Origin of the sequence: Streptomyces sp. NPDC102467, assembly GCF_044765445.1 — a bacterium.
GTDB lineage: Bacteria > Actinomycetota > Actinomycetes > Streptomycetales > Streptomycetaceae > Streptomyces.
On the sequence record NZ_JBIWKA010000017.1, the window covers coordinates 81,875 to 107,196 of the forward strand.

Genomic DNA, 25,322 nt, shown 5'->3' on the forward strand with positions numbered 1-25,322 from the left:
ATCGAACCGACCCTCCGGGAGACGGCCACCTCATGACGACCGAACACACCGGCACCCCGTCCCTCGCCGAGCTGGAGGCGCGGGCGTCGGCCCACCGGGACCGCCCGGCCTACGGCCACTCCGCCCTGATCAGCTGCGACCGTCTGGTCCGCGTCTTCACGACGGACGGTGTCGAGGTCCAGGCCCTCCAGGGCCTCGATCTCCTCGTCCAGGAAGGCGAGTTGATGGCCCTGGTGGGCGCGTCGGGCAGCGGTAAGTCGACGCTGATGAACATCCTGGCGGGCCTGGACGAACCGACCGCGGGCGCCGCCAAGGTCGCCGGCCACGACCTGCTCACGATGGGCGCCAAGGAACGCCTCCGCTACCGCCGCGAGGCCGTCGCCTTCGTCTGGCAGCAGACGGCCCGCAACCTGATCCCGTACCTGACGGCGACTCAGAACGTGGCACTGCCCATGCAGTTGCGCGGAAAGACACCCCGAGCCAGAAAGACGGAGCGGGCCACGGAGCTCCTGGCTCTCCTCGGCGTGGCCGACTGCCGCGACCGCCGCCCGCAGCAGATGTCCGGCGGCCAGCAGCAGCGCGTCGCCATCGCCGTGGCCCTCGCCAACGAGCCCAAGGTGCTCCTCGCCGACGAGCCCACCGGCGAGCTCGACTCGCACACCGGCGAGCAGATCTTCGCCGCTTTCCGCACGGCCAACGAGGAGTTGGGCACGACCGTCGTCATCGTCACGCACGACCAGGCGGTCGCCTCCGAGGTGCGCCGCACGGTCGCCATCCGCGACGGCCGTACGTCGACGGAGGTGCTCCGCCGCACCCACGTCGACGCGACGACAGGCCAGGAGTCCCTGATCTCGCGCGAGTACGCGATGCTGGACCGCGCGGGACGACTCCAACTCCCCTTGGAATACACGGAGTCACTGGGCATGCGGGACCGCGTCATGCTGGAACTGGAGGAGGACCACATCCAGATCCGGCCGGACGACCAGGAGCGCTGACACGGCTGATCCATGACCGGCCCACGGCTGTTCAGGTCGGCGTGACCATGAGCCCGCCTCAGGTCGGCGTGACCATGAGCCCGCCTCAGGTCGGCGTGACCATGAGCCCGCCTCAGGTCGGCGTGACCATGAGCCCGCCGAGTCCGCCGCCCGCTCCGATGGTGCCGCGCCGCAGGGCCACGGAGCCGTACGGAGTGCGCAGCCGTGCCCACGCCCCGGCCGCCAGCAGATCGACGAGGTCGCCCCGGAGGAACCCGAGCGAGGCCGCCGCGTGCGCCAGACGCACCGGCACCCCGCTGCCGCCGATCTCCCGGGACCAGATGTCGCGGCCGATCCGGTCGAGCCCGGCCCGGGTCCGCTCCTCGGGCGCCAACTCCTCGACGCGCGACCGGAATTCACCTACGGCGACCTTCACAAGGCCGCGCAGCGCCTCCGCGCCGGGGAAGCCGGAGACCCGCTCCCACCCGCCGCGCGGCGGCAGCACCCCGGCCCACGGCGGCCCGGTGACGGCACCAGGGACCGAGGCCGTCGACGCACCCTCATCGACCGATTCGAGCAGCTCCCCGGCCGACACGGTCGCGTCGAGCACGTCATCGATCCCGTTCTCGTACGGCTTCAGCAGCCGTGCCGTACGGATCGCCAGCACCTCGAACGACGGCGGCCGCCCGAACACGGCGAGCGCCTGCCCGCCGGCCTGCGCCTGGAGGCGTACGGCGGCCGCCTTGTCGTAGTGCAGCAACCGGCCCAGGAAGGCGGCGAGATCCGCCGCCTCCCCGGCATCGGCGAAATACAGCACGGGCGCGCTCATGCGGCGAGCGCCCCCGCGTCACCGCTCTCGTCCCGGTACTCCTCCAGGAACTCCCGCTCGTCCGCGGTGATCCGGCGCGGCCGCTGCGCCTCGAAGTCGAACGGCACGATCACCGTCGAGGCCCGGACGTACACCTGGTCCGGGTCCTTGACCTCGTAGGCGAGCGTGAACGACGCCGCCCTTATCTGCGTCACCCACATCTCGATGTCCACCGGCGCGTGCCGGTGGACCAACTGCCGCTTGTAGTCGATCTCATGGCGCGCCACGACGGACCCCTGCTGGAAGTCCTTGTCCGGTCGGAACAGGAAATCAATACGAGCTTCCTCCAAATACCGGAGGAAGACCACGTTGTTCACGTGGCCGTACGCGTCCATGTCCGCCCAGCGCAGGGGGCAGGCGTATACGTGGCGAGCCATCAGCCGCGGGTCAGCTTCTTGTAGGTGGCGCGGTGCGGACGGGCCGCGTCGGCACCGAGCCGCTCGATCTTGTTCTTCTCGTACGAGTCGAAGTTGCCCTCGAACCAGAACCACTTGGAGTCACCCTCGTACGCGAGGATGTGCGTGGCGACCCGGTCCAGGAACCACCGGTCGTGAGAGACGACCACGGCGCAGCCCGGGAACTCCAGCAGCGCGTTCTCGAGGCTGCTCAGGGTCTCGACGTCGAGGTCGTTCGTCGGTTCGTCGAGGAGCAGCAGGTTGCCGCCCTGCTTGAGGGTGAGCGCGAGGTTGAGCCGGTTGCGCTCACCACCCGACAGAACACCTGCGGGCTTCTGCTGGTCGGGCCCCTTGAAGCCGAAGGCGGAGACGTACGCACGCGAAGGCATCTCCACCTGCCCGACATTGATGTAGTCGAGCTCATCCGACACCACGGCCCACAGCGTCTTCTTGGGATCGATGTTGGCGCGGTTCTGGTCGACGTAACTGATCTTGACGGTGTCGCCGACCTTGATCGCACCGGAGTCCGGCGTCTCAAGCCCCTGGATCATCTTGAACAGGGTGGTCTTGCCGGCACCGTTCGGACCGATGACACCCACGATGCCGTTACGCGGCAGCGTGAAGCTGAGGTCGTCGATCAGGACCTTGTCGCCGAACGCCTTGCTGAGGTGCTCGACCTCGACGACGATGCTGCCCAGGCGCGGGCCCGGCGGGATCTGGATCTCCTCGAAGTCCAGCTTCCGCATCTTGTCGGCCTCGGCCGCCATCTCCTCGTAACGGGCGAGGCGCGACTTGGACTTGACCTGGCGCCCCTTGGCGTTGGAGCGGACCCACTCCAGCTCTTCCTTGAGGCGCTTCTGCCGCTTCTCGTCCTTCTTGCCCTCGACCTTGAGGCGCTCGGACTTCTTCGACAGGTACGTGGAGTAGTTGCCCTGGTAGGGGATGGCCCGCCCGCGGTCGAGCTCGAGAATCCACTCGGCGACGTTGTCCAGGAAGTACCGGTCGTGGGTGACGGCCACGACGGCGCCCGCGTACTGGGCCAGGTGCTGCTCCAGCCAGTTCACCGACTCGGCGTCGAGGTGGTTGGTGGGCTCGTCGAGGAGGAGCAGGTCGGGCGCCTCGATCAGCAGCTTGCAGAGCGCCACACGCCGCTTCTCACCACCGGAGAGGTTGGTGACACTCCAGTCGCCGGGCGGGCAGCCCAGCGCGTCCATGGCCTGCTCCAGCTGACCGTCCAGGTCCCACGCGTTGCCGTGGTCGAGGTCCTCCTGGAGCTTGCCCATCTCTTCCATGAGCGCGTCGCTGTAATCGGTGGCCATGAGCTCGGCGACCTCGTTGAACCGCTTGAGCTTGCCCATGATCTCGGCGGCGCCGTCCTGCACGTTCTCCAGGACCGTCTTCGACTCGTCGAGCTTCGGCTCCTGCATGAGGATGCCGACGCTGAAACCAGGCAGGAGGTAGGCGTCACCGTTCGACGGCTGCTCAAGGCCCGCCATGATCTTCAGAACGGTCGACTTACCCGCACCGTTCGGACCGACGACGCCGATCTTCGCCCCCGGCATGAAGTCCAAGGTGACGTCATCGAGGATCACCTTGTCGCCGTGCGCCTTGCGCGTCTTGCGCATGGTGTAGATGAACTCAGCCAAGAGAAACCGTCCGGCAGTCGAAGTGTGGCAACGCGGGACCCGCATGATGCGGCTCCACCGCGTGAGGGCAGATACACCCCATCTTGCCGCATGGCCAGCGCTGGGAGGAAACCCGTATCACTGGGTGGCCCTGAACTGGGGGTTACGCAGGCCGGCCCGGCGCCGCGAGGGCGCCGGGCCGGCCTGTCGGGTACGTCGGGCTGTCAGTCCGTGCCGAACTCCATCGCGGCCCGGTCCAGCAGCTCCGCGTCGTCGGAGATGTCGCCGCGGGAGGCGATGGCCTCGGCGCCGCCCTCCGGCATGGTGCCGATGAGGCCGGTCGCGGCGGCCTGCGCTGCGCCGATCGCCGGGTTGGCGGTGCCGATGAGGCCCAGGCCGGCGTACTGCTCCAGCTTGGCGCGCGAGTCGGCGATGTCGAGGTTGCGCATGGTGAGCTGGCCGATCCGGTCCACCGGGCCGAACGCCGAGTCCTCGGTGCGCTCCATGGACAGCTTGTCCGGGTGGTAGCTGAACGCCGGGCCGGTCGTGTCGAGGAGCGAGTAGTCCTCGCCGCGCCGCAGCCGCAGGGTGACCTCACCGGTGACGGCGGCGCCGACCCAGCGCTGCAGCGACTCGCGGACCATCAGGGCCTGCGGGTCCAGCCAGCGGCCCTCGTACATCAGACGGCCGAGACGCCGGCCCTCGTTGTGGTACTGGGCGAGGGTGTCCTCGTTGTGGATCGCGTTCACCAGGCGCTCGTACGCGGCGTGGAGGACGGCCATGCCCGGCGCCTCGTAGATGCCGCGGCTCTTGGCCTCGATGATCCGGTTCTCGATCTGGTCGGACATGCCCATGCCGTGGCGGCCGCCGATGGCGTTGGCCTCCATCACCAGGTCGACGGCGGAGGCGAACTCCTTGCCGTTGATGGTCACCGGGCGGCCCTGCTCGAAGCCGATCGTGACGTCCTCGGTGGCGATCTCGACCGACGGGTCCCAGAAGCGGACGCCCATGATGGGCTCGACCGTCTCCACACCCGTGTCGAGGTGCTCGAGGATCTTCGCCTCGTGGGTGGCGCCCCAGATGTTGGCGTCGGTGGAGTACGCCTTCTCCGTGGAGTCCCGGTAGGGCAGGTCATGGGCGACCAGCCACTCCGACATCTCCTTGCGGCCACCCAGCTCGGCCACGAAGCCCGCGTCGAGCCACGGCTTGTAGATCCGCAGGTTCGGGTTGGCGAGCAGGCCGTAGCGGTAGAACCGCTCGATGTCGTTGCCCTTGTACGTCGAGCCGTCGCCCCAGATCTGGACGTCGTCCTCGAGCATCGCCCGGACCAGGAGCGTGCCGGTGACGGCGCGGCCCAGCGGCGTGGTGTTGAAGTAGGCGCGACCACCCGAGCGGATGTGGAACGCCCCGCAGGTGAGCGCGGCGAGCCCTTCCTCGACGAGCGCCTCACGGCAGTCGACCAGGCGGGCGACTTCGGCGCCATAGGCCTGCGCACGGCCCGGGACCGAGTCGATGTCGGGCTCGTCGTACTGGCCGATGTTCGCCGTATAGGTGCAGGGGACGGCGCCCTTGTCACGCATCCACGCGACCGCGACAGAGGTGTCGAGGCCACCCGAGAAGGCGATGCCGACGCGCTCGCCGACGGGAAGAGAGGTGAGGACCTTGGACATAGGAAGAGTATGCATCATCACGCATGATCATGCAAAGGTGATGTGCGTCCCATCCCGCCGGACAGCCGTACGCACCGCCGACGGGAGGGGAACGGGCTCACTCGCCGTCGGTCGGCGTCTTCTTCTTACGGACCAGGAAGACGGAGGCTCCGCCGATCAGGACCAGCACGATGGCGATGCCCGCGATCACGGGCGTCGCGTTGGAACTGCCCGTCTCGGCGAGGTCCTGGCCGGCACCGGTGCCGCCGACGGACGCCGGGCTCGGCTGTGTCGTCGTCTGCGTGGTCAGCCCGTCGTCGGCGGAGGCGGCGGCCGCGTCGGCCACCGTCCGGCAGTCAAGGACCCCGCGCAGCCGCTTCTCGAAGCCGTGCGGCCCCTTGATCGTGAAGTCGTACGCCTGGTCCTCCTGGAGCGGGATCGTCACCGTCCGCGAGGCCCCGGCGGCGGTCGTGTACTCCTCGCCCATCAGCGTGAAGGTGAACGGCTTGTCGCCCTGGTTCACCGCGGTGATGTCCACCCCGCTCTTCGCGCAGTTCTTCCGCGCGGACAGCGCAGGTACCGCCCCCGCCTTCGCCCAGTTCGCCGTAGCGGTCGCCGAGACCATGGACTCGCTGGAGCCCGCGAGGATCTGCGTCTGGCTGCGCGTCTCGGAGGTGAAGGCCCGGCCGACCGGCACGGTCGTCGACGCCTGCACGGTCAGCGCGGCGGAACCCGCGGAGGCGTCCTCGGGCACGTCGAAGAAGATCTGGCTGCCGTCGGCGGCGGCGGTCACCGGCTTGCCGTCCTTGTCGACGACCGTCACGCCGTCCGCGGCGGCCTCGGCGGGCGGGGTCACCGAGACGGCGTCCGCGTTCGTGTGCACGGTGACCGGGCCCAGCCGCTCGCCCGGACGCCCGGAGACGGCCCCCGGCGACAGGGTCAACGAGGCTCCCGGCTCAGCGAGGCCCTCAGCGCTCTTGTGCAGATAGTCCGCAAGCTTCTCGGCGGCGGGGCTCACGGCGTCCACGTCGGCCTTGTCCGAGTAGCGCCAGATGGCGACCTGCGTGCCGGCCGCGGCGTCCTGCTCGGTGAGGCTGCCCGCGCCGGCCTTGCGGGCGAGCGCGGCGAGGTCATTGACCTGGGGGTACGAGTTCTGCAGGATCCAGCGGATCCGGCCCGCGTCCGCGTTGCCGCTCAGTGACGTGCCGCTCCAGGGCGTCTCCTGGTACTTGGCGTCCGTCTGGGTCGGGTTGTGGATGTCGATGCAGTACGTCTGCAACATCCCACCGCCCTCGACGGTCATCCGGAACAGCCCCGCGGAGACCTGCTCGTCCTGCCCGCCGTCGTGGATCACGGCCGCCCCGTACGTCTCCAGGCCGCCTATCGTGGCGCTCGCGCCGCCCGGCTCCTTGGTGCCGTCGTCCGCGAAGGCCGGTCCGGTACCGGATATCGCCCCGGCCACCACGAGTCCCGACATCAAGGTCGCCGCGGCAAGGCGAGCGGCGCCTCGCCGACGGCGCCCGGCCCGTGAGAACACAGAAAACACGCAATTCCCTTCAGGCAGGACGCTCTGACACATAGGGGGGGGTGGTGTCCCGCCGACAGAATCAATGAGTCTTTTGAAGCCCCCTGAGACTCTCGAAGCCCCTGCAGCCCATAGAGCCACGCCCGGCATCCTAGGGACGCAGCCCATCACGATCCCCAGAGCTGCGCCCCGGCAACCGATCCGAATCGCAATCGTTATCGCCGACGCCGCCTCCGAGCTGGGCTTATCGACAAATCACCGGCACGCAGTCGTCGATAAGCCGCACTTCGGGCACCCCCTCAACGGTCACGCGTCACCCGTTATCCGTCACCCGGAGTCCGGACGCTCGGTCACCCGGAGTCCGGACGCTCGGTTACCGGTGCCGCTCACCGCTCGTCCCTCGCCGCTCACCCCACCGGCTCCGGCTCGATCTCGAACGACGGCTCGTCCTTGGCCTGTTGCGGCCCGTCCTGCCGCCCGCCCTGCAGCTTGTCCTGTCGACCGTCCGCGTCCGCCGCCGCCCTTCTGGCGGCCCTGCGGAACGCCGACGTACCGCGCGACAGGTCGTGCCCGACCGCCGTGGCCTGAATGTCTGCCGACGTCCAGTGCTGGCCGCCCCGCTCCTCGTCCCGCACCTTCAACCGGCCCTGCACGATGACCGGTTCACCGATCGACACCGAGCCCTGCACATTCGCGCCGAGCGGCCCTTTGGCCCACACCGTGAAGAAGTTGGTGTGCCCGTCCACCCATGTGTTCTGCACCGCGTCGAAGCGGCGTGGGGTCACCGCGAGCCGGAACCGTGCCACCGGCCCTGACGGCAGCTCCCGGTACACCGGTGTCGTCGCGACGTTCCCCACCACAGTCAGCAGCGTCTCGTTCATGTCGTACGTCCCTCCCCGTCCGCATCGCGGCCCGAGCCCTCCCCGAGCCGCGATCCCAGACTGCCCCGGCGCCACGAACCGCGCCGACGCCTGTGTCCTACCGGCCGGTTGTGGAAAACCCGGCCACCCGTACGTACTGCTCCCGCACCTCCCGGTACCGCAGCAGCTCCGCCGCGACGGGGTCGAGCACCCGCGCCCTGCCGCACGCCGCGGCCGCGTCCCGCAGGCGCCGTTCCGCCTCGTGGCCGTACCTCCGCGCCGGCCCCTTCGCCGCCAACCGGCAGGACCACTCGACGCACGGACCGCCCACGATCCCGGTCAGCATCATCAGCACGGGCACACCCAGGTTCGGTGGGAAGACGCCCACGATCTGGCCCAACAGCCACAGTCCGCCCAGTACCTGAAGCACCGTCATCGTCACCTGCAGCAGCACGGCGACCGGCCACCACCCGGGCCGCGGCGGCCGCCCGGCACCGCTGCCGTACGGCACCGAGGAGGCCCGACTGCCGCTCCCCTCCCGCGAGTCGGCCTCCACGGCCAGCTCGTCCAGCGCCTCCGGCAGCCCCTCCGAACCCCGCGCGGCGGCCTCCCGCACGGCCTGCCCCCACGCTGCGGGCAGTCCCGTCGCGGCGGCGTCGCCGACCGCGCGTACCGCGTGCTCGACGCGCTGGCGCGCCGTGGCCTCCTCGTCGGCAGGCACCAAGGGGGCAGCGGCCGGTGACGTGAGGCTGCGCTGAGCCTCGTACCAGCGCCAGAGCCTGAGCCAGGGGGTGCCGCACGCCTTGTTGGCTCCGCGGGACCAGGCGCGTTCGGCGGCCTGCCCCGCGGCGGCGGCGCCCACCGCGTCGGCGAGCCGGTCGGCGAATTCCTCGCGCGCCGCCTCGCTCAGCCCGGTCTGCCGCCCCACCGCGTACACGGGCCGCAATTGGTCGGCGGCGGCGTCGATGTCGGCGGCGATCCTGCGGGCAGCGGCCCCCCGCTCGGCCGTGAACTGGTCGAGGCAGTCGCGCAGTTCACCGACCCCCTCGCCGGTCAGGGCGGACAGCGGCAGCACGGTGGCCCCGGGCTCCCCGTGCTCGCCGAGCGCGATGCCGTCCTCGTCCAGTAGTCGCCGCAGATCGTCGAGGACCTGCTCGGCGGCGTCCCCGGGCAGCCGGTCGATCTGGTTGAGGACGACGAACATGACCTCGGCGTGGCCCGCCATAGGCCGCAGGTACCGCTCGTGCAGCATGGCGTCGGCGTACTTCTCCGGGTCGACGACCCAGATCACGGCGTCCACCAGGGCGAGCACCCGATCGACCTGTTGGCGGTGCGCGGGCGCCGCGGAGTCGTGGTCGGGCAGGTCGACGAGGACGAGGCCGTCCAGGGCCGCGTCACCGTGCTGCCCCTGCAGCGGCCGCCGTCGCGAGCGTCCCGGAATGCCCAGCCGGTCGAGCAGTCCCGCCGCGCCGTCCGTCCAGCTGCACGCGATCGGCGCGGAGGTGGTGGGCCGGCGCAGCCCGGTCTCCGAGAGCGGCACACCGGCCAGGGCGTTGAACAGGGTCGACTTGCCGCTCCCGGTCGCTCCCGCGACGGCGACGACGGTGTGCCGTGCGGAGAGCCGCCGCCGGGCGGCCGCCTCGTCCAGTACGCGCCCGGCCTCGGCGAGCGTCGATCCGTCGAGCCGCGTACGGGACAGCCCGACGAGTTCGCGCAGCGAGTCGAGCCGCTGCTTGAGCTCCCCTTCTGGTGGTGCGTCGTACGTTGCCGGGCTCATCGGCCCCGTCTCCAGCGCCTCGACCGGCAGCCCTCCGGCACGGCGCGCGATGAGCCCGTCGTCCCAGGGCTCGGCCCGTTCGGTGCGATCGGCCCGTTCGGTGTAACCGGCCCGTTCGCTGTGATCTGCACGATCCGCGCGATCGGCATGATCCGAGTGATCGGCGTGATCCGTGACGGCGGTCACCGCCCTCACCTCTCCTTCTGCAGCAGTGACAGGGCCGCGATCAGCTCGGCCTGGGGTTCGGGGCCGACGCCGAGCGTGTCCATCGGCGCGAGCCGGCGTTCACGCTCCGCGCCGAGGACGGTGTCCAGGTACTCGCTCAGCAGCCGGCCGCCGCTGTCGCGCAGGCCCAGTGCGGCCTGCGCTCCGATCCGCTCGGCGAGGTTCTCGCCCGCGGCGGCGGCCCGCCGCCCGCCGAGCAGGGCGGTGGCCACGAGCGCGGCGACGACCTCGGGATCGGGCGGCGTCGAGCCCTGTGTGTCGCCGACGGCCCGTACTTCGTCCTCGGCGTACTCCTCGAGCACCCGCCGCCAACGCCGTACGGCCATCCCGATCCGGTGCTCGGCGCTCTCCAACTCGGGGTCGCGCCCGGCCAGCTCGGGAGCGCCGCTCCCCGGCTCCCGGCGCCATGCTTCGTCGATCCGCTCGTCAGCAGCGGTCACCGCACACAACAGAAGAGCGCCCAGACTCTCGACGAGCGCGTCGAGCAGCTCACCCGCCGAACAGTCCAACGGATAACTCCGCCACCGCTTCAAAGCGTCCCCGGTAAGTACGGCGCCTCCTTGCAGCCTGGTGACTACGCGCGCGTGCTCGCTCTCGTACGCGTCCTCGACGGCGGCGGTGAGCCGGACCGCGGATGAGTACTGGGCGGCGACGGACGCGGCCAGCTCCGGCATCCGGCTTCGCAGCGAGTCGAGGACGCCCCGGGCGGTGCGGGTCATGGCGAGGGCGCGAGCGTCCGGGTCCTGGGCGCGATGGGTGAGCCAGGCCCGCAGCGGCGCGACGGCGGTGGCCGGCAGCAGCCCGCCGTCGCCCGTGGACTCGGGAAGCTCGGGCACGGTGAACCGGGGCACTTCGCCGAGTCCGGCCTTGGTGAGCAGCGCGCCGTACTGTCGCGACACTTCGGCGAGGACCTGATGCGGTACGCGGTCGAGCACGGTGACCAGGGAGGCGTCGTGTTCCTTGGCGGTACGCAGCAGATGCCACGGCACGGCGTCGGCGTACCGGGATGCGGTGGTGACCATGACCCACACGTCGGCGGCGTTGATCAGCCGGGCGGCAAGGAGACGGTTCTCGGCGACGAGCGAGTCGACGTCCGGCGCGTCCAACAGGGCGAGCCCGCGTGGCATCGTCCCCGCGGTCTCCACCCGCAGCGCCCGCTCCCCGTCCTCCAGGAGGGGCGCGAGCGCGTCGTCCTCGTCCGGTACGCCGCTGTCCTCGTCGTCCGCCTGACGGGGCACCCACACGCGCGTGAGGTCGGGCAGTACCCGCATTCCGGAGAACCAGTGGTGGTCGTCGGGATGGCAGACGAGTACGGGCGTACGTGTCGTCGGCCGCAGCACGCCCGCCTCGCTGACCACCCGCCCCACGAGGGAGTTCACCAGGGTCGACTTGCCTGCCCCGGTGGAGCCGCCGATCACCGCGAGCAGCGGCGCTTCGGGGGCCCGCAGCCGGGGCACCAAATAGTCGTCGAGCTGAGCGAGCAGCTCACCGCGATTGGCGCGCGCCCGTGGTGCCCCCGCGAGGGGGAGCGGGAAGCGCGCGGCGGCGACACGGTCGCGCAGGGCGGTAAGTGCGTCGAGCAGCTGGGGCCGTACGTCCAAGGTCACCACATGCGAAGAATGCCCAATTTTGGAGCCTTTCTGAAGCATATGACCACCTCTGCGCGCCGATAAGGCACCAGTCGGCAGGCACGAGACCCTGAACAAGGTGCCCGATATGGCACAGGAAGCACACAGCGGGACGGAAGGGGAGGCAGGGGGCGCAGGCATAACGAGTGCACAACACCCGGGGCGTGAGACGCCAAAAGCGATGCACGATTCGTACCTGCCTGCGATTATCAGGACCGCTTCACGGAACCTCCACATAGCTCCACGGAGGCGAAGCAGCAAGGTCCGGGACCCGGGAGCCCTATCCTTGTCCCCGGCAAGGTCACGGATCTCCCCCATGTCCGGTCCAAGCCACCGGCCATACACCGGCCCCCGTAGCTCAGTGGATAGAGCAGGCGCCTTCTAAGCGCTTGGCCGCAGGTTCGAGTCCTGCCGGGGGCGCCTTTCCTCAGCCCTCCTTCGGGAGGGCGTTTTTGCTGGTCAAGGGCCTAGCCGTGTGACACGCACTTCCCCGACGATCAAGGGGAGGCAGCGGGACTGTCCGGCTGTCAGCAGGTTTCTGCGGGTCGCTGTGTCGCATACGGGTCGACGGCCGTCGAGTGCCTGACCCCCGACGAGGTCACGCAGTACATGTCCGAGGTCTCATCGATCCGGCTCCTGGGCGCCCTCGATGGGACCGGGCCTCGGGTGCGGAACCGCGATGGCCGACAGCTCCTCCCCCAGTAAGGCAACAGAAGTGCCGGCACCTCATGAGCCCCGACGCATTGCGAAGCCTGCGAGCGAGCTGAACGACGTCTACGACCTTCTCGACGAGATCCGCCTGCGCCCAGGGATGTGGGTGCGCGGCAATTCGCTGCCGCACCTTGAGTCGATGCTGCTGGGCTACCGCCTCGCCCTCAACCTGCACGGCCTTGACGAAGACTGGCCCTTCTGGAACCCCGGCAGCCAAGGACTCTTCGCCGAGTGGCTATGGCAACGGCTCGGCCGCCACAGCGCGGCGGGCTGGGCCACGGAGATCGAGCGCGAGGCGCAGGCGGCCGACCAGGAGCCCCTTGACCTGTTCTTCAGCCTGTTCGACGAGTACCGAGCCGAACGCGGTCACACAGCCCGATAGCACTGTGGTGGGCTGAGGTGGAGGATGCCGCCATGGCAGTTGAACCGAGACGTCCCCTCAGCGAGCTTCGACAAGGCGAGACAGTGCAAGTAACAATCACCAGTCACGAGCCCTGGGGCCTCATGGCGGAGCTGAACGGATACGAACCCGTGGGCGCCTCGTTGGACACGATTCGTCGCAGAAGCGAGCTGGGGGTGAAGCGCCTCGTGCAGCAACTGCCGCCAATGGGCGCCATCGTTGATCTGGTCGTAGGCGAGGTGCGCGACTGGGATCACGAGCCCTGGATATGGGTCGACCTCACGGCACCCGGTCCTGCCGAAGAGTGACCGTGCCCCCGGCGTGCCCGATCGAGCAGGGAACACCGGGGAACGACGGTCATCCATGGACAGCACACACGACGAAGGCCCCCGCCCGATATTCCTGGTCAGGGGCCTTCAGCCTGCGCGCCACGACTGTCTTCAAGATTGATGGCCTGCTGCATCGCCGCCCAGAACCGTAGGCAGGTGAGCAACCACGAGGCCGATGGCGTCCTCAGCCGTTGTCCCCCATCCGAGGCAGGTCGTGCAACCCGCCGCGTAGACGCCGTACGGCGGCTCACCCAGCACGATGAATGGCAGATCATCAATCGGAGGCTCGTGCCACGGGGGAGCGTCACGGATGAACTTGAGCGTGCCGTGCGTGTGAAAAGGGAAGAGGCCGCGTAACACAGGCTCCGAGTATGCGGCCGTCGCGATGGGCGGCAACGTGTCGTCGAACCAGCCTCGGGTCATTGGTCGACGCTCCAACAACCATGTCCACGCAGTCTCGGCATCTGGCGCCTCAGGCATGGTCGTACGATCCGGTATCCGACAGGCGGCTGACAAGCCCTCTGTGTCGGTACAGGAGCGCGATGCCGTGCCAGATCCGTGCCAGGTCGCGGTCGGGGAGCCCGGGGAACGGCGAGGTAACGGGACATCCTCCCGTAGGTCTACCGGGCCACGGCTTCGCAGGTCGGATACCCAACCAGCCCTAGTTCACCCGAGCTTCCCAAGCTCAGCGCCTCGATGTCAGACCCTGGTGCTAGTTTCCGTCGCCTCGAGGACAGTGGGAGGGAAGTTGCCGTGGGGGCTTCGAGTTGGGATTACTACGTTCCGTACCAGGAAGATCTTGATGCTGCTCTGCAGGAATTGCGGCGAGAGGTGTTCCAGGCAGAGGAGTACTACTGGGTGAATGGTGCCGACTGGCGGGCCGCGGAAGAACGGGAGCCTCGACCTCAGACGTTGGAGCAGCTGTGGCAGGACGAGCTGGTCCAACAGGCAGGTACCCATTCCATCCTGGATGTCTTCCACATACTGGGGCCTGACGACACCCCGGACTACAACACCGTAGAACCTGTGACGGCCGAGGAAGCACGCGAGCTCCTAGGGACGGACAAGCTGACCCGTGCCCACGTCGAGAAATTTGACGTCTTCCCGCAGTCGCGATGGGTGGGCCGGTGCGCGGTGCTGCATGACGATCAGGGAGAGCCCCGCGAGATCTACTTTTGGGGTTACTCGGGCGACTGAGGGCCGGGGGCGCCAGCGTGCTGTACGGCACCTCGGCGGGGCGGGTTACCGCCCGGGTGCCAAGCGCCCTCTAAGCGCTTGGCCGCAGGTTCGCGGCCTGCCAGGGCGACGCTTCACGGCCCTCCTTCGGGAGGGCCCTTCTTGCAGGTCGCCGGGGTGATGCGGGATACGACAAAGCCCCGGGCCCTCTCGCCCCACTGGTCATGGGGAGAGGCCGGGGCCGGCCGGTGGGACGAACTTCAGAGTTTGTCCATGTGCGTGTACGGGCTGCTGATGCGGGCCTGGCGTGAGCCGAAGTCGACGAGCATCGCGACGCCGTTCTCGACGCCGATGATCCTTCCCAGGCCGTAGCGGTCGTGAGTGACCCGATCCCCCAGGGCGAAGTGCTTGGGGGGTGCAGCGGACGGAGCGTTGAAGGGGCTTGTCGGCAGGTGGCGTCGGGGCGCGGAGGGCTTCGTCATCGTGATGCCAGTATGCGCCCACAGAGCCTCGATATGTCAGGCCGTAAGGACCCAGTAAGGCAACGAAGCGCGCCCCGGGCCCACGACACGCCCCTGACCACGCCTCTTTCGGGGTCGACCACCGCGCGGGCCGATGCACGGACTCATGCGCGGGCCCATGCACGCGCTTGGTAAAGGCGTCCCCGCTCGTCCTGTGGCTGACGAGATGATGATGGGCACAGGGGGGGAGCGACGTCGCCGTTGGCTGCCCGCGTGCTGGAAGTGCCCGGCCTACTGAGCTGGGTCCGATCTGGGAGAGTCCATGACCACACAGGCATCACGCGTCGATCACGAGCTCATCGACGCCGCGGCTCACGTCGCCCGCACCCGTTGCCGCGGCGACAACCACACCATCGCCGCCGCGGCCCGCGCCAGGGACGGCCGGATCGTCACCGGGGTGAACGCCTACCACTTCACAGGTGGCCCCTGCGCGGAGCTCGTCGTCATCGGTGCGGCCGCCGCCCAGGGCGCGAACGAGCTGGTCACCATCGTCGCCGTGGGCGACCGCGACCGGGGCGTCGTACCGCCGTGCGGGCGGTGCCGTCAGGTGCTGCTCGACTACTTCCCCGATATCGAGGTCATCGTCGAGGGAGCCGAAAGAGTCGAGGGAGGGGAAGGCGGGGGTACTCGAAGTGTTCGGATCCGTGAGCTGCTCCCCGTGACATACGTCTGGGCCGACCATCAACTCGACGAGCAGTAGGACGAGCAGTAGATCGATCGAGTGGAGATCTAGTAGCTCCCGGCTGACTGTCCCAGGTTCCGGCCTCAACGCGGCTTCCACGGCGTACGCGCGGTGCGCCCGGCCGCGCGGCAGTATCGGTGCCGATGGGCCGTTGCCGCAGCGTGAACGCGCCGTGGCGCCACATGGTGCCACGGTGTGCCATGGGGTGCCATGAGGTGCCATGGGGTGCCGTTCTGGCTCCGGCTCGGTGCCAGTCCGGCCCCTTCGAGCACATCTCAAGCTGCCGGAATTTCGGATGGCATCGCGTTGGCGCAGCCCGACGCCAGAACATATCCGCAGGCCAGAGCGTAATTTGTGCCCGCGTTCCGCCCTCCGGGCACTTTGGGGCTTGCGCGTGGCGCCATTGTGGTGCCACTATGGCGTCATGGACCTTACGCCTTACGTCGACTCGCTCCGCCGTGAACTCGCGGTGGCCGCCGAAGCCGGGGGGGACGAAGCCCGCGAGCTCGCCGAGCGGCTCACCGCCCCCCTGGAGTCGGCGACCAGACTGACCCTGCTCAACGCGCTCTCCGCCGCGATGGGCGAGGTCACCCGCGAACTTGCCCCCGGCTCGGTCGACGTACGGCTGCGCGGGCTCGACCCCGACTTCGTGGTGATGCTGGCGCCCGGAGACCTCCCCCACGGGGAGCAGGGCCGACAGCCCGAACCCCTGCCGGCCCACGCCCCGGCCCCGGCCGCGGCCGACACCGCCGACGAGGGCGGCACCGCACGTGTGAACCTGCGGCTGCCCGCCCACCTCAAGGCACGCGCCGAGGAGGCCGCCAACCGCGAGGGACTGTCGGTCAACGCCTGGTTGGTGCGGGCCGTGTCGGCCGCTGTCGACCCGGGCGCCGCGCAGCCTCGTACACCGGAGAGAGCCCGCACCGTCGGACAGAGCTTCACCGGCTGGGTGCGCTGACCCCCCGGCCGGCGCCCCGCACCCATCTGCCAGCTCCCAGCTCCCAGCTCCCAGCTCCCAGCTCCCAGCTCCCAGCTCCCAGCTCCCAGCTCCCAGCAATAGAAACCCCGCGCGCCGCGCGTCGACCCCCTTGCCATCCACCTTCACGTCCCCACCGCGGGACGCCTCAAGAGCCAAGAGGACGGGACAGTCATGCCTACTTTCGACACTCCGCAGCCGATCTCGGTCACCGCGCACATGGACGCCGGGTCCCTGCAGTTCGTGGCCGGCGAGCGTGGCGACACCGTCGTCGACGCGCGGCCCCGTGACGCGAAGCGGGAAGTGGACGTCAAGGCCGCCGAGCAGACCGAGGTCGCCTTCACCAACGGCACGCTGCACATCCGGACGCCCAAGGCGGCTCTCTTCGGCCTCGGCCGGACCGGCACCGTCGACGTGACGGTCGAACTGCCCGCGGGCTCACACCTCGACGTCACCGGCGCCTGGGCGCAGGTACGCGGTGAGGGGACACTGGGCGAGGTCCGCGTGAAGACCTCGTCCGGCGATGTCCGCTTCGGCACTACCGGGCCGCTGCACCTGACAGCCGCCCACGGCTCGATCTCCGTGGACCGCGTCACGGGCGCCGCCGAGATCACCACCAGCTCCGGCAGTCTGCGCGTCGGCGCCGTCGAGGGCTCCGCCGTTCTGAAGAACACGCACGGCACCACGACCCTCGGCGACATCACTGGCGATCTGCGGGTCAGCGGCGCCAACGGTGACATCACCATCGACCGTGCCGAGGGGTCTGTCACCGCCACCACCGCGCACGGCGCCCTGCGCCTCTTCGAAGTCGCCCGGGGAGCCGTCCAGTTGGAGACCTCCTACGGCGCCATCGAGGTCGGCGTCCGTGAGGGTACGGCCGCCTGGCTCGACGTCAGCTCGGGTTCCGGGCAAGTACTGAACTCGCTCACCGCGTCCGAGAGCCCGGCGAAGACGGAGGACACGGTCGAGGTCAGGGCCCGTACCCGCCACGGCAACATCGAAGTCCGCCGCGCCCGCGTCTGAGCCTCCTCTTCCGCCCCGCACTTCCTTACCCGCGCTTTCAGCTCCGCCTTTCCGACGCCGCTCCTCCAAGCCGATCCAGCCCTTGAACGGGAGAACCTCATGCCTTCTTCTGTCATGCCCACATCCAATAGCGGAGACGGCCGACCGGTCCCCTCTGACGCCCCTGCCACCCCCGCCGCCATCTCCGCCGTGGGGCTACGCAAGTCGTACGGCGACAAGACCGTCCTCGACGGGGTCGATCTGCGCATCCCCGCCGGCTCGGTCTTCGCGCTTCTCGGGCCGAACGGCGCGGGCAAGACCACGGCCGTCAAGATCCTGTCCACGCTCATCCGTGCCGACGGCGGCCAGGCCCAGGTCGCGGGCCACGACGTCGCCGATTCGCCGGACGGGGTGCGGACGGCGATCGGTGTGACCGGGCAGTTCTCCGCCGTCGACGGGCTGATCACGGGTGAGGAGAACATGCTTCTCATGGCGGACCTGCACCACCTCTCGAAGAGCGAGGGGAGGCGGGTCGCCGCCGAGTTGCTTGCACGGTTCGACCTCGTGGAGGCGGCGAAGAAGCCCGCTTCCACCTACTCCGGCGGTATGAAGCGGCGCCTGGACATCGCCATGACGCTGGTCGGCAGCCCCCGGATCATCTTCCTCGACGAGCCCACCACCGGCCTGGACCCGCGCTCCCGCCACAACATGTGGGGCATCATCCGCGAACTCGTCACCGATGGTGTGACCGTCTTCCTCACCACCCAGTACCTCGAAGAGGCCGACGAACTCGCCGACCGGATCGCGGTGTTGAACGACGGGAAGATCGCCGCCGAAGGCACCGCCGAGGAGCTGAAGCGGATCGTCCCGGGCGGTCACGTGCGGCTGCGCTTCTCCGACCCGCTCGCCTACCAGTCCGCCGCCGCCGCGCTGCACGAATCCGTCCGCGACGACGAGGCCCTGTCACTGCAGCTCCCCAGCGACGGCAGCCAGCGCGAACTGCGCGCGATCCTCGACCAGTTGGACACGGCCGGCATCGAAGCCGACGAACTCACCGTGCACACCCCCGACCTCGACGACGTCTTCTTCGCCCTCACCGCCACCACCACTACCGGCATCGCCACCGCCGTGCCCAGCCAGTCCGCCGTGCCCAGCCAGTCCAAGGAGACCGTCCGATGAGCTCTCTCTCCCTCGCCGTGCGCGACTCGAACACGATGCTGCGCCGCAACCTGCTGCACGCCCGCCGCTATCCGTCCCTCACGCTGAACCTGCTGCTCACCCCAGTCATGCTGCTCCTGCTGTTCGTCTACATCTTCGGCGACACCATGAGCGGCGGCGCGGGCCGCACCGCCTACATCGCCTACATCGTCCCCGGCATCCTGCTCATGACCATCGGATCCACCACCGTCGGCACCGCGGTATCCGTCTCCAATGACATGACCGAGGGCATCATCGCCCGCTTCCGCACCATGGCCATCCATCGCGGTTCCGTCCTCGTCGGCCACGTCGTCGGCAGCGTGCTCCAGTCGGTCATGAGCGTGCTCCTCGTCGGTGCCGTCGGTGTGGCCATCGGCTTCCGTTCCGTCGACGCCACTGTCCTGGAATGGGTCGCCGCCTTCGGTCTGCTCGTGCTCTTCTCCCTGGCGCTCACCTGGCTTGCGGTCGGCATGGGGCTGATCAGCCCGAACCCCGAGGCGGCCAGCAACAATGCGTTGCCGTTGATCTTCCTTCCGCTGATCTCCAGCGCTTTCGTCCCCATCGACGCGATGCCGGGCTGGTTCCAGCCGATCGCCGAGTACCAGCCGTTCACGCCGGCCATCGAGACCCTGCGCGGACTTCTCCTCGACACCGAGATAGGCCACAACGGGTGGCTCGCCCTCGCCTGGTCCGTCGGCCTCGCGGTCCTGGGCTACTTCTGGTCGGCCTCGAAGTTCCACAGCGCCGTCCAGCGCTGAGAGCCTGAGCCCTTCAGTACCGGCCCACCGCGTCAGGCACCGTACAGCTCCCCGATCTCCCTCTCGTACGCGGACATGACGGCCCGGCGCTTGATCTTCAGGGAGGGGGTGAGCAGGCCGTTGTCCTCGGTGAACTCGCCCTCAACCAAGGAGAACTTACGGATGGACTCGGCTCGCGAGACGGCCTCGTTGGCGAAGTCGACGGCCTTCTGTACGGCCGCGATCATCCGCGGGTCGCGGATCACCTCGGACAGCGGGGTGTCGGCGGGCAGCTTGCGCACGGTCAGCCAGTGGGCGACGGACTCCGGTTCGAGGGTGATGAGGGCGGCGACGTAGGAGCGGTTGTCGCCGACGACGATGCACTGGCCGACCGGTGACCGGCTGCGCAGCCGGTCCTCCAGGACGGCGGGCGAGACGTTCTTGCCGCCGCTGGTGACGAGGATGTCCTTCTTCCGGCCGGTGATGGTGAGGTAGCCGTCGGCGTCGAGGGCACCGAGATCGCCGGTGGCGAACCAACCGTCCGGGGAGAGGACTTCGTCCGTCGCCGCGGCGTTCTGCCAGTACGCGCCGAAGACGATCGGGCCCTTGACCAGTATTTCGCCGTCGTCCGCGATACGGATCGTGGTGCCGGGGACGGGCAGGCCGACGGTGCCGGGCCGGGGGCGCAGCGGTGGCGTGATGGTGGCGGCGGCCGAGGTCTCGGTCAGGCCGTACCCCTCGTAGATCACGATCCCGGCGGTGTAGAAGAAGAGGTTGAGGCCCTTGTCGAGGGGGGAGCCACCGCTGATCGCGTACCGCAGGCGGCCGCCCAGTTCCTTGCGGACGCGGCGGTAGACGAGCAGGTCGTAGAGGCCGGTGGCGAGGGTGAGTCCGAGGCCGGGCCCCTGCCCGCCGTCGAGGAATTTCGCCAGGCTGCGCTCGCCGAACGTGACCGCGATCCGGTCGGCCCGGTCGAACGACGCGCCGCGCCCGATCTTCTCGGCTGTGGCCCGCCCCGTGTCGTGGATCTTCTCGAAGAGGTAGGGCACGCCGACCACGAACGTCGGCCGGAACGAACGGAGTTCGGGTCGTAGCTCGTCCGGCTTGATGCTCGGGCAGTGGCCGAGTTCGATCCGGGCGAGCAGGCACGCCACCTGGATCGTCCGGCCCAGGATGTGCGCGAGCGGCAGGAAGAGCAGGGTCGAGGCGGCCTGCCCGGTGATGGCCTTGAAGATGGGGTGCAGCAGCTCGACGGTGTTGGCGGCCTCCGCGTACAGGTTGCCGTGGGTGAGGACGCAGCCCTTGGGGCGGCCGGTGGTGCCGGAGGTGTAGCAGACCGTCGCGATGGTGTCGGGGGTGAGTGCGGCCCGCCGTTTGGTGACCTCGTCGTCCTCGATCTCCCTTCCCAGAGTGGCGAGTTCGAGGACGGCGCCCGCGTCGAGCTGCCAGACGCGCGGCCGTTCGGTGGCGGGCAGGGCGGCGAGTCCCGCTTCGGCGGCGACCGCGTTCTCCGGGGTCTCCACGATCAGCATGCGGGCGCCCGAGTCCCGCACGATCCATTCGATCTGCTCGGGCGATGAGGTTGCGTAGATCGGCACGGTCTGGCCGCCGGCCGCCCAGATCGCGAAGTCGAGGACCTGCCACTCGTAGCGCGTGCGCGACATGAGGGCGACGCGGCCGCCCGGTTCGAGTCCCGCGGCCATCAACCCCTTGGCGGCGGCGGTCACTTCCCGCGCGAACGCGGCCGCCGTGACCGGCTTCCACTCCCCCTGGCCTCCGGCGGCGCCGGCTCCCCCGGCCTCCTTGCGCCGTACGACGACGGTGTCCGGCACCTCGGCGGCGTTCACGAACGGGATGTCGGCGGGCGTGGAGCCATCCGACGGGGGTGCGGCGAGCGGTGCGGTGCGGGCCTCCCGGACCACGCCCCGCTCGTCCCTGACGAGGTCGACTTTCACGCGGTCGGCCAGGTCGCTGCGCTCTCTGGCCCGCTTCAGATCCTTGCGTACGCCCATGACGGCTCCCGGTCGCGCGGCGGCATGCGGTCGGTGGTGGTTCGGGGATCGCAGGTGCTTGTTCGTATGGATTGTTCGTACGCGCAGCTCGTGCGCGCTGCTCGTACGCGCCCACTCGAACTTACTCGGGAGTCAACTTACTCACGCGTAAGGAAAATTCAATGGGTCGCGCGCGAATCGGTCCGCCCCGGCCGTCGCGAGTCCGGGCTCAGCCCTCGGGCAGCCACGCCTTGCCGTCGAGGACGTCGCGCATGCCCACCCACACCATGTTCATCAGCCGCAGGGCGATGCCTTCGGGCGACTGGCCGGGGTTGCGCTCCATCCAGTCCGTGAGCGAATCGGCCGCGCCCACCAGCGCGTGCGCGACGAAGTCGGCGTCCTCGGCGCCGAGCCTGCTGCCGCGGCCGCTGTCCGAGATGCCGTCCCTGACCAGCCCCGCGACCTCGGCCATGACCGCGCGCCGGGCCTCCGCGACGGCGGTGGTGATCGCCTCGGTCAGCTCGGAGGCCTGCCGGTGCAGCACGACCCAGCTGTCGCGATGCTCGGCGACGAACGCGAAGAACGCCGACAGGCCCGCGTTCAGCCGCAGTTCGGGCGCGGCACCCGCACCGCGCGCGGCTTCCTGGAACGTGGCGACCAGCCGCTCGGCCTCCCGGCGCAGGCACGCGAGGAAGAGCCCCTCCTTGGAGTCCAGGTAGAGGTAGACCATCGGCTTGGAGATCCCGGCGAGTTCGGCGATCTCGTCGACGGAGGCCGCGTGGTAGCCGCGCTTGGCGAAGACGCGTACGGCCACGTCGATGATCTGCTGCTCGCGCACCTGCCGGGGCACGCGCTTGCGTCGCGCCGCTGTGCGCCCTTGAGCCGCTCCCGATGTCCCCGTCACTCTTGTCAGCCTACCTACGTCGCCGTAACCTTACCAATTAGTAAGTTTACTGATCAGTAAGAACAACGCCAAGCGACCAGGCCACGAAGCCCCAACGACCGGGTGCTCAACGACCGGGTACTCAACGGCCGGACAACTTAGGAGACTTCCATGAGCGGTGCCGACGACATCGCGGCCCTCGACTTCGCGAGCGTCACGCCCGAGGAGTTCGCGCGGATCGTGAAGGGCCTGTCCGCGAAGGAGATCAGCGAGATCGCCGGGGACAGCGCCCTGCGGGCCCGCGTCCTGAAGGAGGTCTTCGGGCGCATGGAGCGGCAGTTCAAGCCGGAGGTCGCCGGGACCCTGGAGGCGCTGATCCGCTGGAAGGTCACCGGCCAGGGCGACACCCCCGAGGCGGTCTACGAGACGAAGATCACCAATGGCACGTGCGCGGTCACCGAGGGCCGGTCGAACGCGGAGCCGCGCGTCACGCTCGTCATGGGCGACGCCGACTTCCTCAAGTTGGTGTCGGGCAACTCCTCGCCCGTCACCATGTTCATGCTGCGCAAAGTGAAGATCGCGGGCGATGTCGCGCTCGCGGCGGGGCTGACCCGCTACTTCGACATCCCGAAGGCGTAGGGGGCGGCGACATCATGGCTTTCTCTCTCGAACTGGATCAGGAACAGCGCGATCTGCGCGACTGGGTGCACGGGTTCGCCGTCGACGTGGTGCGGCCCGCGGCCGCCGAGTGGGACGAGCGCGAGGAGACACCCTGGCCGGTGATCCGGGAGGCCGCGAAGATCGGCCTCTACGGGTTCGAGTCCCTGGCCGAACTCTTCGGCGACCCGAGCGGCATCTCGCTGCAGATCGCCAACGAGGAGCTCTTCTGGGGCGACGCGGGCATCGGCATGGCGCTCTTCGGCACCTCGCTCGCGGTCGCCGGGATCTTCTCGTCCGGCACGCCCGATCAGTTGGCCGAGTGGGTGCCGCAGTGCTTCGGCGACGAGGCGGACCCGAAGGTCGCGGCGTTCTGCGTGTCGGAGCCGCAGGCCGGTTCCGATGTGGCGGCGATGCGGACGCGGGCCCGCTACGACGAGGCGAAGGACGAGTGGGTGATCAGCGGCCAGAAGGCCTGGATCACCAACGGCGGCATCGCGAACGTGCACGTGGTCGTGGCCTCCGTGGACCCCGAGCTCGGTTCGCGCGGGCAGGCCGCGTTCATCGTGCCGCCGGGCACGCCGGGGCTCGAAGGCGCGAAGAAAATAAGGAAGTTGGGGCTGCGGGCGTCGCACACCGCGGACGTGTTCCTTGATGACGTACGAGTCCCCGGGCACTGTCTGCTCGGCGGCAAGGAGAAGCTGGACGCGCGGCTCGCGCGGGCCCGCGAGGGTTCCGGCGGTGGCTCCCGTGGTGGTTCCCGTGGGGGCGGCCGGAGTCAGGCCGCGATGTCCACGTTCGAGGTGAGCCGGCCGACCGTGGGCGCACAGGCGCTCGGGATCGCGCGCGCCGCCTACGAGTACGCGCTGGAGTACGCGGGCGACCGGGAGGCGTTCGGCCGCCCGATCATCGAGAACCAGGCGATCGCGTTCGCCCTCGCGGATCTGCGCACCGAGATCGAGGCGTGCCGGCTGCTGATCTGGCAGGCGTCGTGGATGGCCCGTAACGACAAGGTCTTCGACGCCGGGCAGGGCTCGATGTCGAAGCTGCGGGCCGGTGAACTCGCCGTCGCCGCAAGCGAGAAGGCGATCCAGGTGCTCGGCGGCGCCGGGTACAGCAGGGAGCACCCGGTGGAGCGGATGTACCGGGACGCCAAGATCTACACGATCTTCGAGGGGACGAGCGAGATCCAGCGGCTCGTCATCGCACGGGCGATCTCGGGGCGGCAGATCCGCTAGCTCCCTCCCTTCCCCGATCATTCCGGGGCGGCCCGCGTCACAGCGCGCGGGCCAGCCCGGGATAGTCGAGGACCAGCCCCTCCTCGTCGAACTCCACATCGGCCCGGAAGTCCCCGGCCGCATACCGCACGCGCGCCCCGTGCTCCGTCGGCCCCAGGTGGGTGTACGTCTGCCTGGACGGCTCGACCGTGAGCGCCGGTACCGCGACCCAGGCCATCAGGAACGTGCGTTCGGCCGGGGCGAGATGGAGGCCGTGGCGGCGCACCGGCATGGTGTTCGTCAGGGGGCACAGTCCCAGGTCGCAGTCGAGGGCCCCGGCCAGGCCGGGCAGGTCCCGCCCGTCGGCTGTCCACTGCCCGGCGTCATCACGCCGCAGGTCCAACTCCCGTACGCCGTCCGCGTCCTCGACGCCGACCCGCAGCCGCCGGGTCACGAATTCCTCGCCGGTCTCCAGCTCGTACGTGACCCAGTACGGGGCGGGCGCGACGCCCATGGCCCGGCCGTGGGCACGCAGCGCGTCCGCGCCGAGTTCGATCCACGCGGTCTCGTGACCGCCGCTCGCGGTGACGTGCCAGGTGCGTACGTGCGTCGTCGTGGTGTCGGTCATCGCCCCACGGTAGGAGACCTCATGTTTGCCGACGCCGTGGTGTGAGGTGGCGTGGCGTGACGCGCTCGCTCTTGGCCTAAAGCTCGAACGTGCACCACACCTGCTTCTCGTCGAACCCCGTCCGGTGCCAGCCCCAGCGCCGCGCCAGCGTCGCCACGAGGTGCAGGCCGCGGCCGCCCTCGCTCAGCAGGTCCACGCCGGAGGCGGGTAGTTGCGGCTGCCGTCCCGGCGCGTGGTCCGTCACCAGTACGCGCAGCAGCGGCGGGGCGTACTCGCGTGATGCGCCCAGGATCAGCTCCAGGCCCGCGAGGCCGTTGCCGTGCCGGATCGCGTTGGTGCAGAGTTCCGCGACCGCCAGCTCGACGGAGTCCGCCAACTCCGGCAGCCGCCAGTGCTCTTGGACCCATTTACGGGTGCGGTGGCGGGCCTGGGCGACGGGACGGTGCGGGTCGAGGCTGGGGGCGTCCCAGCCGACTCGGGTGGGGGTGGTGTCGTGGAGGTCGTGAGGGGGGTGGGTCGTGTGGCGGGTGTCCATCGTGCACCTCGCGAAGAGTTGGGCCGATGAGTGGCCTAGGTCACACACCATAACCACGCGACTCCAACCCGTGAGACTCCTTTCACTCGAACTGGTTGCATCTCCGTTTTCGATGGACGACGCCCGCCCTGCTCGACACACTGAGCGCGAACGA

25 protein-coding genes and 1 tRNA gene are annotated in these 25,322 nt (G+C 69.6%); 12 read left to right on the plus strand and 14 right to left on the minus strand.

The window, feature by feature from the left end; all coding sequences use genetic code 11:
* Positions 1 to 32: 32 nt before the first annotated feature.
* A complete protein-coding gene (locus ACIREE_RS32060) occupies positions 33 to 995 on the plus strand; it encodes an ABC transporter ATP-binding protein (protein WP_404159983.1) in 963 nt (320 codons plus the stop codon).
* Positions 996 to 1,107: 112 nt separating this feature from the next.
* Here the strand turns inward: ACIREE_RS32060 and ACIREE_RS32065 are convergent, their stop codons facing one another.
* From ACIREE_RS32065 to ACIREE_RS32100, 8 genes are all read right to left on the minus strand, one after another.
* Positions 1,108 to 1,803: a hypothetical protein gene (locus tag ACIREE_RS32065; protein ID WP_404159986.1), complete on the minus strand. Its 696-nt coding sequence runs from the start codon at positions 1,801 to 1,803 to the stop codon at positions 1,108 to 1,110.
* On the minus strand, positions 1,800 to 2,219 hold the full coding sequence (locus ACIREE_RS32070; RefSeq protein ID WP_404159988.1) for an acyl-CoA thioesterase: 420 nt from the start codon (positions 2,217 to 2,219) through the stop codon (positions 1,800 to 1,802). The genes ACIREE_RS32065 and ACIREE_RS32070 overlap by 4 nt, the downstream gene beginning before the upstream one ends.
* Positions 2,219 to 3,883 (minus strand): energy-dependent translational throttle protein EttA, encoded by a 1,665-nt coding sequence (gene ettA, locus ACIREE_RS32075; protein ID WP_404159991.1) that lies wholly within the window; start codon positions 3,881 to 3,883, stop codon positions 2,219 to 2,221. The genes ACIREE_RS32070 and ettA overlap by 1 nt, the downstream gene beginning before the upstream one ends.
* A gap of 203 nt (positions 3,884 to 4,086) precedes the next feature.
* Positions 4,087 to 5,532 (minus strand): argininosuccinate synthase, encoded by a 1,446-nt coding sequence (gene argG, locus ACIREE_RS32080; RefSeq protein WP_404159994.1) that lies wholly within the window; start codon positions 5,530 to 5,532, stop codon positions 4,087 to 4,089.
* Between the two features lie 97 nt (positions 5,533 to 5,629).
* Entirely contained in the window at positions 5,630 to 7,090 is a 1,461-nt protein-coding gene (locus ACIREE_RS32085; protein ID WP_404159997.1) for a Cys-Gln thioester bond-forming surface protein, read from the minus strand.
* A gap of 353 nt (positions 7,091 to 7,443) precedes the next feature.
* Positions 7,444 to 7,917 (minus strand): single-stranded DNA-binding protein, encoded by a 474-nt coding sequence (locus ACIREE_RS32090; RefSeq protein WP_404160000.1) that lies wholly within the window; start codon positions 7,915 to 7,917, stop codon positions 7,444 to 7,446.
* Positions 7,918 to 8,014: 97 nt separating this feature from the next.
* Positions 8,015 to 9,859, minus strand: coding sequence for a YfjP family GTPase (locus ACIREE_RS32095; RefSeq protein WP_404160002.1), 1,845 nt, complete (start codon positions 9,857 to 9,859; stop codon positions 8,015 to 8,017).
* 5 nt (positions 9,860 to 9,864) lie between these two features.
* Complete coding sequence (locus tag ACIREE_RS32100) at positions 9,865 to 11,508, minus strand: dynamin family protein (protein WP_404160004.1); 1,644 nt, start codon at positions 11,506 to 11,508, stop codon at positions 9,865 to 9,867.
* A 365-nt stretch (positions 11,509 to 11,873) separates the two neighbouring features.
* Here ACIREE_RS32100 and ACIREE_RS32105 point away from each other — a divergent pair.
* The 3 genes from ACIREE_RS32105 (at position 11,874) to ACIREE_RS32115 (ending at position 12,945) form a co-directional block, all read left to right on the plus strand.
* Positions 11,874 to 11,946 (plus strand) — tRNA-Arg (locus tag ACIREE_RS32105).
* 259 nt (positions 11,947 to 12,205) lie between these two features.
* Positions 12,206 to 12,619: a hypothetical protein gene (locus ACIREE_RS32110; protein WP_404160006.1), complete on the plus strand. Its 414-nt coding sequence runs from the start codon at positions 12,206 to 12,208 to the stop codon at positions 12,617 to 12,619.
* A 122-nt stretch (positions 12,620 to 12,741) separates the two neighbouring features.
* Positions 12,742 to 12,945 (plus strand): hypothetical protein, encoded by a 204-nt coding sequence (locus ACIREE_RS32115; RefSeq protein ID WP_404160009.1) that lies wholly within the window; start codon positions 12,742 to 12,744, stop codon positions 12,943 to 12,945.
* A gap of 132 nt (positions 12,946 to 13,077) precedes the next feature.
* Here ACIREE_RS32115 and ACIREE_RS32120 read toward each other — a convergent pair whose 3' ends face one another.
* Positions 13,078 to 13,446, minus strand: coding sequence for a DUF6193 family natural product biosynthesis protein (locus ACIREE_RS32120; RefSeq protein WP_404160012.1), 369 nt, complete (start codon positions 13,444 to 13,446; stop codon positions 13,078 to 13,080).
* 273 nt (positions 13,447 to 13,719) lie between these two features.
* On the opposite strand from ACIREE_RS32120, the gene ACIREE_RS32125 reads away from it, so the two are divergent.
* Positions 13,720 to 14,163 (plus strand): hypothetical protein, encoded by a 444-nt coding sequence (locus ACIREE_RS32125; RefSeq protein WP_404160015.1) that lies wholly within the window; start codon positions 13,720 to 13,722, stop codon positions 14,161 to 14,163.
* A gap of 239 nt (positions 14,164 to 14,402) precedes the next feature.
* Here the strand turns inward: ACIREE_RS32125 and ACIREE_RS32130 are convergent, their stop codons facing one another.
* Positions 14,403 to 14,624 carry a hypothetical protein gene (locus ACIREE_RS32130; RefSeq protein ID WP_324776050.1) on the minus strand — a complete coding sequence of 74 codons (222 nt, stop codon included), beginning with the start codon at positions 14,622 to 14,624 and terminating at the stop codon, positions 14,403 to 14,405.
* 301 nt (positions 14,625 to 14,925) lie between these two features.
* Between ACIREE_RS32130 and ACIREE_RS32135 the strand changes: the two genes are divergently transcribed.
* The 5 genes from ACIREE_RS32135 to ACIREE_RS32155 all read left to right on the plus strand — a co-directional run bounded on the left by ACIREE_RS32135 (position 14,926) and on the right by ACIREE_RS32155 (position 19,278).
* The gene (locus tag ACIREE_RS32135) at positions 14,926 to 15,363 is read left to right on the plus strand and encodes a cytidine deaminase family protein (protein WP_404160018.1); all 438 of its coding nucleotides are present in this window, start codon (positions 14,926 to 14,928) and stop codon (positions 15,361 to 15,363) included.
* Positions 15,364 to 15,769: 406 nt separating this feature from the next.
* Positions 15,770 to 16,303, plus strand: coding sequence for a hypothetical protein (locus ACIREE_RS32140; protein WP_404160021.1), 534 nt, complete (start codon positions 15,770 to 15,772; stop codon positions 16,301 to 16,303).
* A gap of 192 nt (positions 16,304 to 16,495) precedes the next feature.
* A complete protein-coding gene (locus tag ACIREE_RS32145) occupies positions 16,496 to 17,344 on the plus strand; it encodes a DUF4097 family beta strand repeat-containing protein (RefSeq protein ID WP_404160023.1) in 849 nt (282 codons plus the stop codon).
* Between the two features lie 114 nt (positions 17,345 to 17,458).
* Positions 17,459 to 18,502: an ATP-binding cassette domain-containing protein gene (locus ACIREE_RS32150; protein WP_404160026.1), complete on the plus strand. Its 1,044-nt coding sequence runs from the start codon at positions 17,459 to 17,461 to the stop codon at positions 18,500 to 18,502.
* Positions 18,499 to 19,278 (plus strand): ABC transporter permease, encoded by a 780-nt coding sequence (locus tag ACIREE_RS32155; RefSeq protein ID WP_404160028.1) that lies wholly within the window; start codon positions 18,499 to 18,501, stop codon positions 19,276 to 19,278. Before ACIREE_RS32150 ends, ACIREE_RS32155 begins: the two co-directional genes overlap by 4 nt.
* A 32-nt stretch (positions 19,279 to 19,310) precedes the next feature.
* Here ACIREE_RS32155 and ACIREE_RS32160 read toward each other — a convergent pair whose 3' ends face one another.
* Together ACIREE_RS32160 and ACIREE_RS32165 are read right to left on the minus strand one after the other, a co-directional pair.
* The gene (locus ACIREE_RS32160; RefSeq protein WP_404160030.1) at positions 19,311 to 21,269 is read right to left on the minus strand and encodes an AMP-dependent synthetase/ligase; all 1,959 of its coding nucleotides are present in this window, start codon (positions 21,267 to 21,269) and stop codon (positions 19,311 to 19,313) included.
* A gap of 208 nt (positions 21,270 to 21,477) precedes the next feature.
* Complete coding sequence (locus tag ACIREE_RS32165; protein ID WP_404160033.1) at positions 21,478 to 22,152, minus strand: TetR/AcrR family transcriptional regulator; 675 nt, start codon at positions 22,150 to 22,152, stop codon at positions 21,478 to 21,480.
* Between the two features lie 150 nt (positions 22,153 to 22,302).
* Between ACIREE_RS32165 and ACIREE_RS32170 the strand changes: the two genes are divergently transcribed.
* Positions 22,303 to 22,770, plus strand: coding sequence for an SCP2 sterol-binding domain-containing protein (locus ACIREE_RS32170; RefSeq protein WP_404160036.1), 468 nt, complete (start codon positions 22,303 to 22,305; stop codon positions 22,768 to 22,770).
* A gap of 11 nt (positions 22,771 to 22,781) precedes the next feature.
* Complete coding sequence (locus tag ACIREE_RS32175) at positions 22,782 to 24,026, plus strand: acyl-CoA dehydrogenase family protein (RefSeq protein WP_404160328.1); 1,245 nt, start codon at positions 22,782 to 22,784, stop codon at positions 24,024 to 24,026.
* A 37-nt stretch (positions 24,027 to 24,063) separates the two neighbouring features.
* Here ACIREE_RS32175 and ACIREE_RS32180 read toward each other — a convergent pair whose 3' ends face one another.
* Entirely contained in the window at positions 24,064 to 24,633 is a 570-nt protein-coding gene (locus tag ACIREE_RS32180) for a putative glycolipid-binding domain-containing protein (RefSeq protein ID WP_404160039.1), read from the minus strand.
* A 76-nt stretch (positions 24,634 to 24,709) separates the two neighbouring features.
* The gene (locus ACIREE_RS32185; protein ID WP_404160042.1) at positions 24,710 to 25,168 is read right to left on the minus strand and encodes an ATP-binding protein; all 459 of its coding nucleotides are present in this window, start codon (positions 25,166 to 25,168) and stop codon (positions 24,710 to 24,712) included.
* Positions 25,169 to 25,322 lie beyond the last annotated feature (154 nt).

Bases quoted from the DNA above. Each gene is read 5' to 3' on its own strand.
- argG (WP_404159994.1), bottom strand. From the start codon at position 5,532: ATGTCCAAGGTCCTCACCTCTCTTCCCGTCGGCGAGCGCGTCGGCATC.
- ACIREE_RS32085 (WP_404159997.1), bottom strand. From the start codon at position 7,090: ATGTGTCAGAGCGTCCTGCCTGAAGGGAATTGCGTGTTTTCTGTGTTC.
- ACIREE_RS32135 (WP_404160018.1), top strand. From the start codon at position 14,926: ATGACCACACAGGCATCACGCGTCGATCACGAGCTCATCGACGCCGCG.
- ACIREE_RS32150 (WP_404160026.1), top strand. From the start codon at position 17,459: ATGCCCACATCCAATAGCGGAGACGGCCGACCGGTCCCCTCTGACGCC.
- ACIREE_RS32070 (WP_404159988.1), bottom strand. From the start codon at position 2,219: ATGGCTCGCCACGTATACGCCTGCCCCCTGCGCTGGGCGGACATGGAC.
- ACIREE_RS32065 (WP_404159986.1), bottom strand. From the start codon at position 1,803: ATGAGCGCGCCCGTGCTGTATTTCGCCGATGCCGGGGAGGCGGCGGAT.
- ACIREE_RS32160 (WP_404160030.1), bottom strand. From the start codon at position 21,269: ATGGGCGTACGCAAGGATCTGAAGCGGGCCAGAGAGCGCAGCGACCTG.
- ACIREE_RS32155 (WP_404160028.1), top strand. From the start codon at position 18,499: ATGAGCTCTCTCTCCCTCGCCGTGCGCGACTCGAACACGATGCTGCGC.
- ACIREE_RS32185 (WP_404160042.1), bottom strand. From the start codon at position 25,168: ATGGACACCCGCCACACGACCCACCCCCCTCACGACCTCCACGACACC.
- ACIREE_RS32140 (WP_404160021.1), top strand. From the start codon at position 15,770: ATGGACCTTACGCCTTACGTCGACTCGCTCCGCCGTGAACTCGCGGTG.
- ACIREE_RS32110 (WP_404160006.1), top strand. From the start codon at position 12,206: ATGGCCGACAGCTCCTCCCCCAGTAAGGCAACAGAAGTGCCGGCACCT.
- ACIREE_RS32115 (WP_404160009.1), top strand. From the start codon at position 12,742: ATGGCGGAGCTGAACGGATACGAACCCGTGGGCGCCTCGTTGGACACG.
- ACIREE_RS32090 (WP_404160000.1), bottom strand. From the start codon at position 7,917: ATGAACGAGACGCTGCTGACTGTGGTGGGGAACGTCGCGACGACACCG.
- ACIREE_RS32060 (WP_404159983.1), top strand. From the start codon at position 33: ATGACGACCGAACACACCGGCACCCCGTCCCTCGCCGAGCTGGAGGCG.
- ACIREE_RS32120 (WP_404160012.1), bottom strand. From the start codon at position 13,446: ATGCCTGAGGCGCCAGATGCCGAGACTGCGTGGACATGGTTGTTGGAG.
- ACIREE_RS32130 (WP_324776050.1), bottom strand. From the start codon at position 14,624: ATGACGAAGCCCTCCGCGCCCCGACGCCACCTGCCGACAAGCCCCTTC.
- ACIREE_RS32180 (WP_404160039.1), bottom strand. From the start codon at position 24,633: ATGACCGACACCACGACGACGCACGTACGCACCTGGCACGTCACCGCG.
- ACIREE_RS32170 (WP_404160036.1), top strand. From the start codon at position 22,303: ATGAGCGGTGCCGACGACATCGCGGCCCTCGACTTCGCGAGCGTCACG.
- ACIREE_RS32145 (WP_404160023.1), top strand. From the start codon at position 16,496: ATGCCTACTTTCGACACTCCGCAGCCGATCTCGGTCACCGCGCACATG.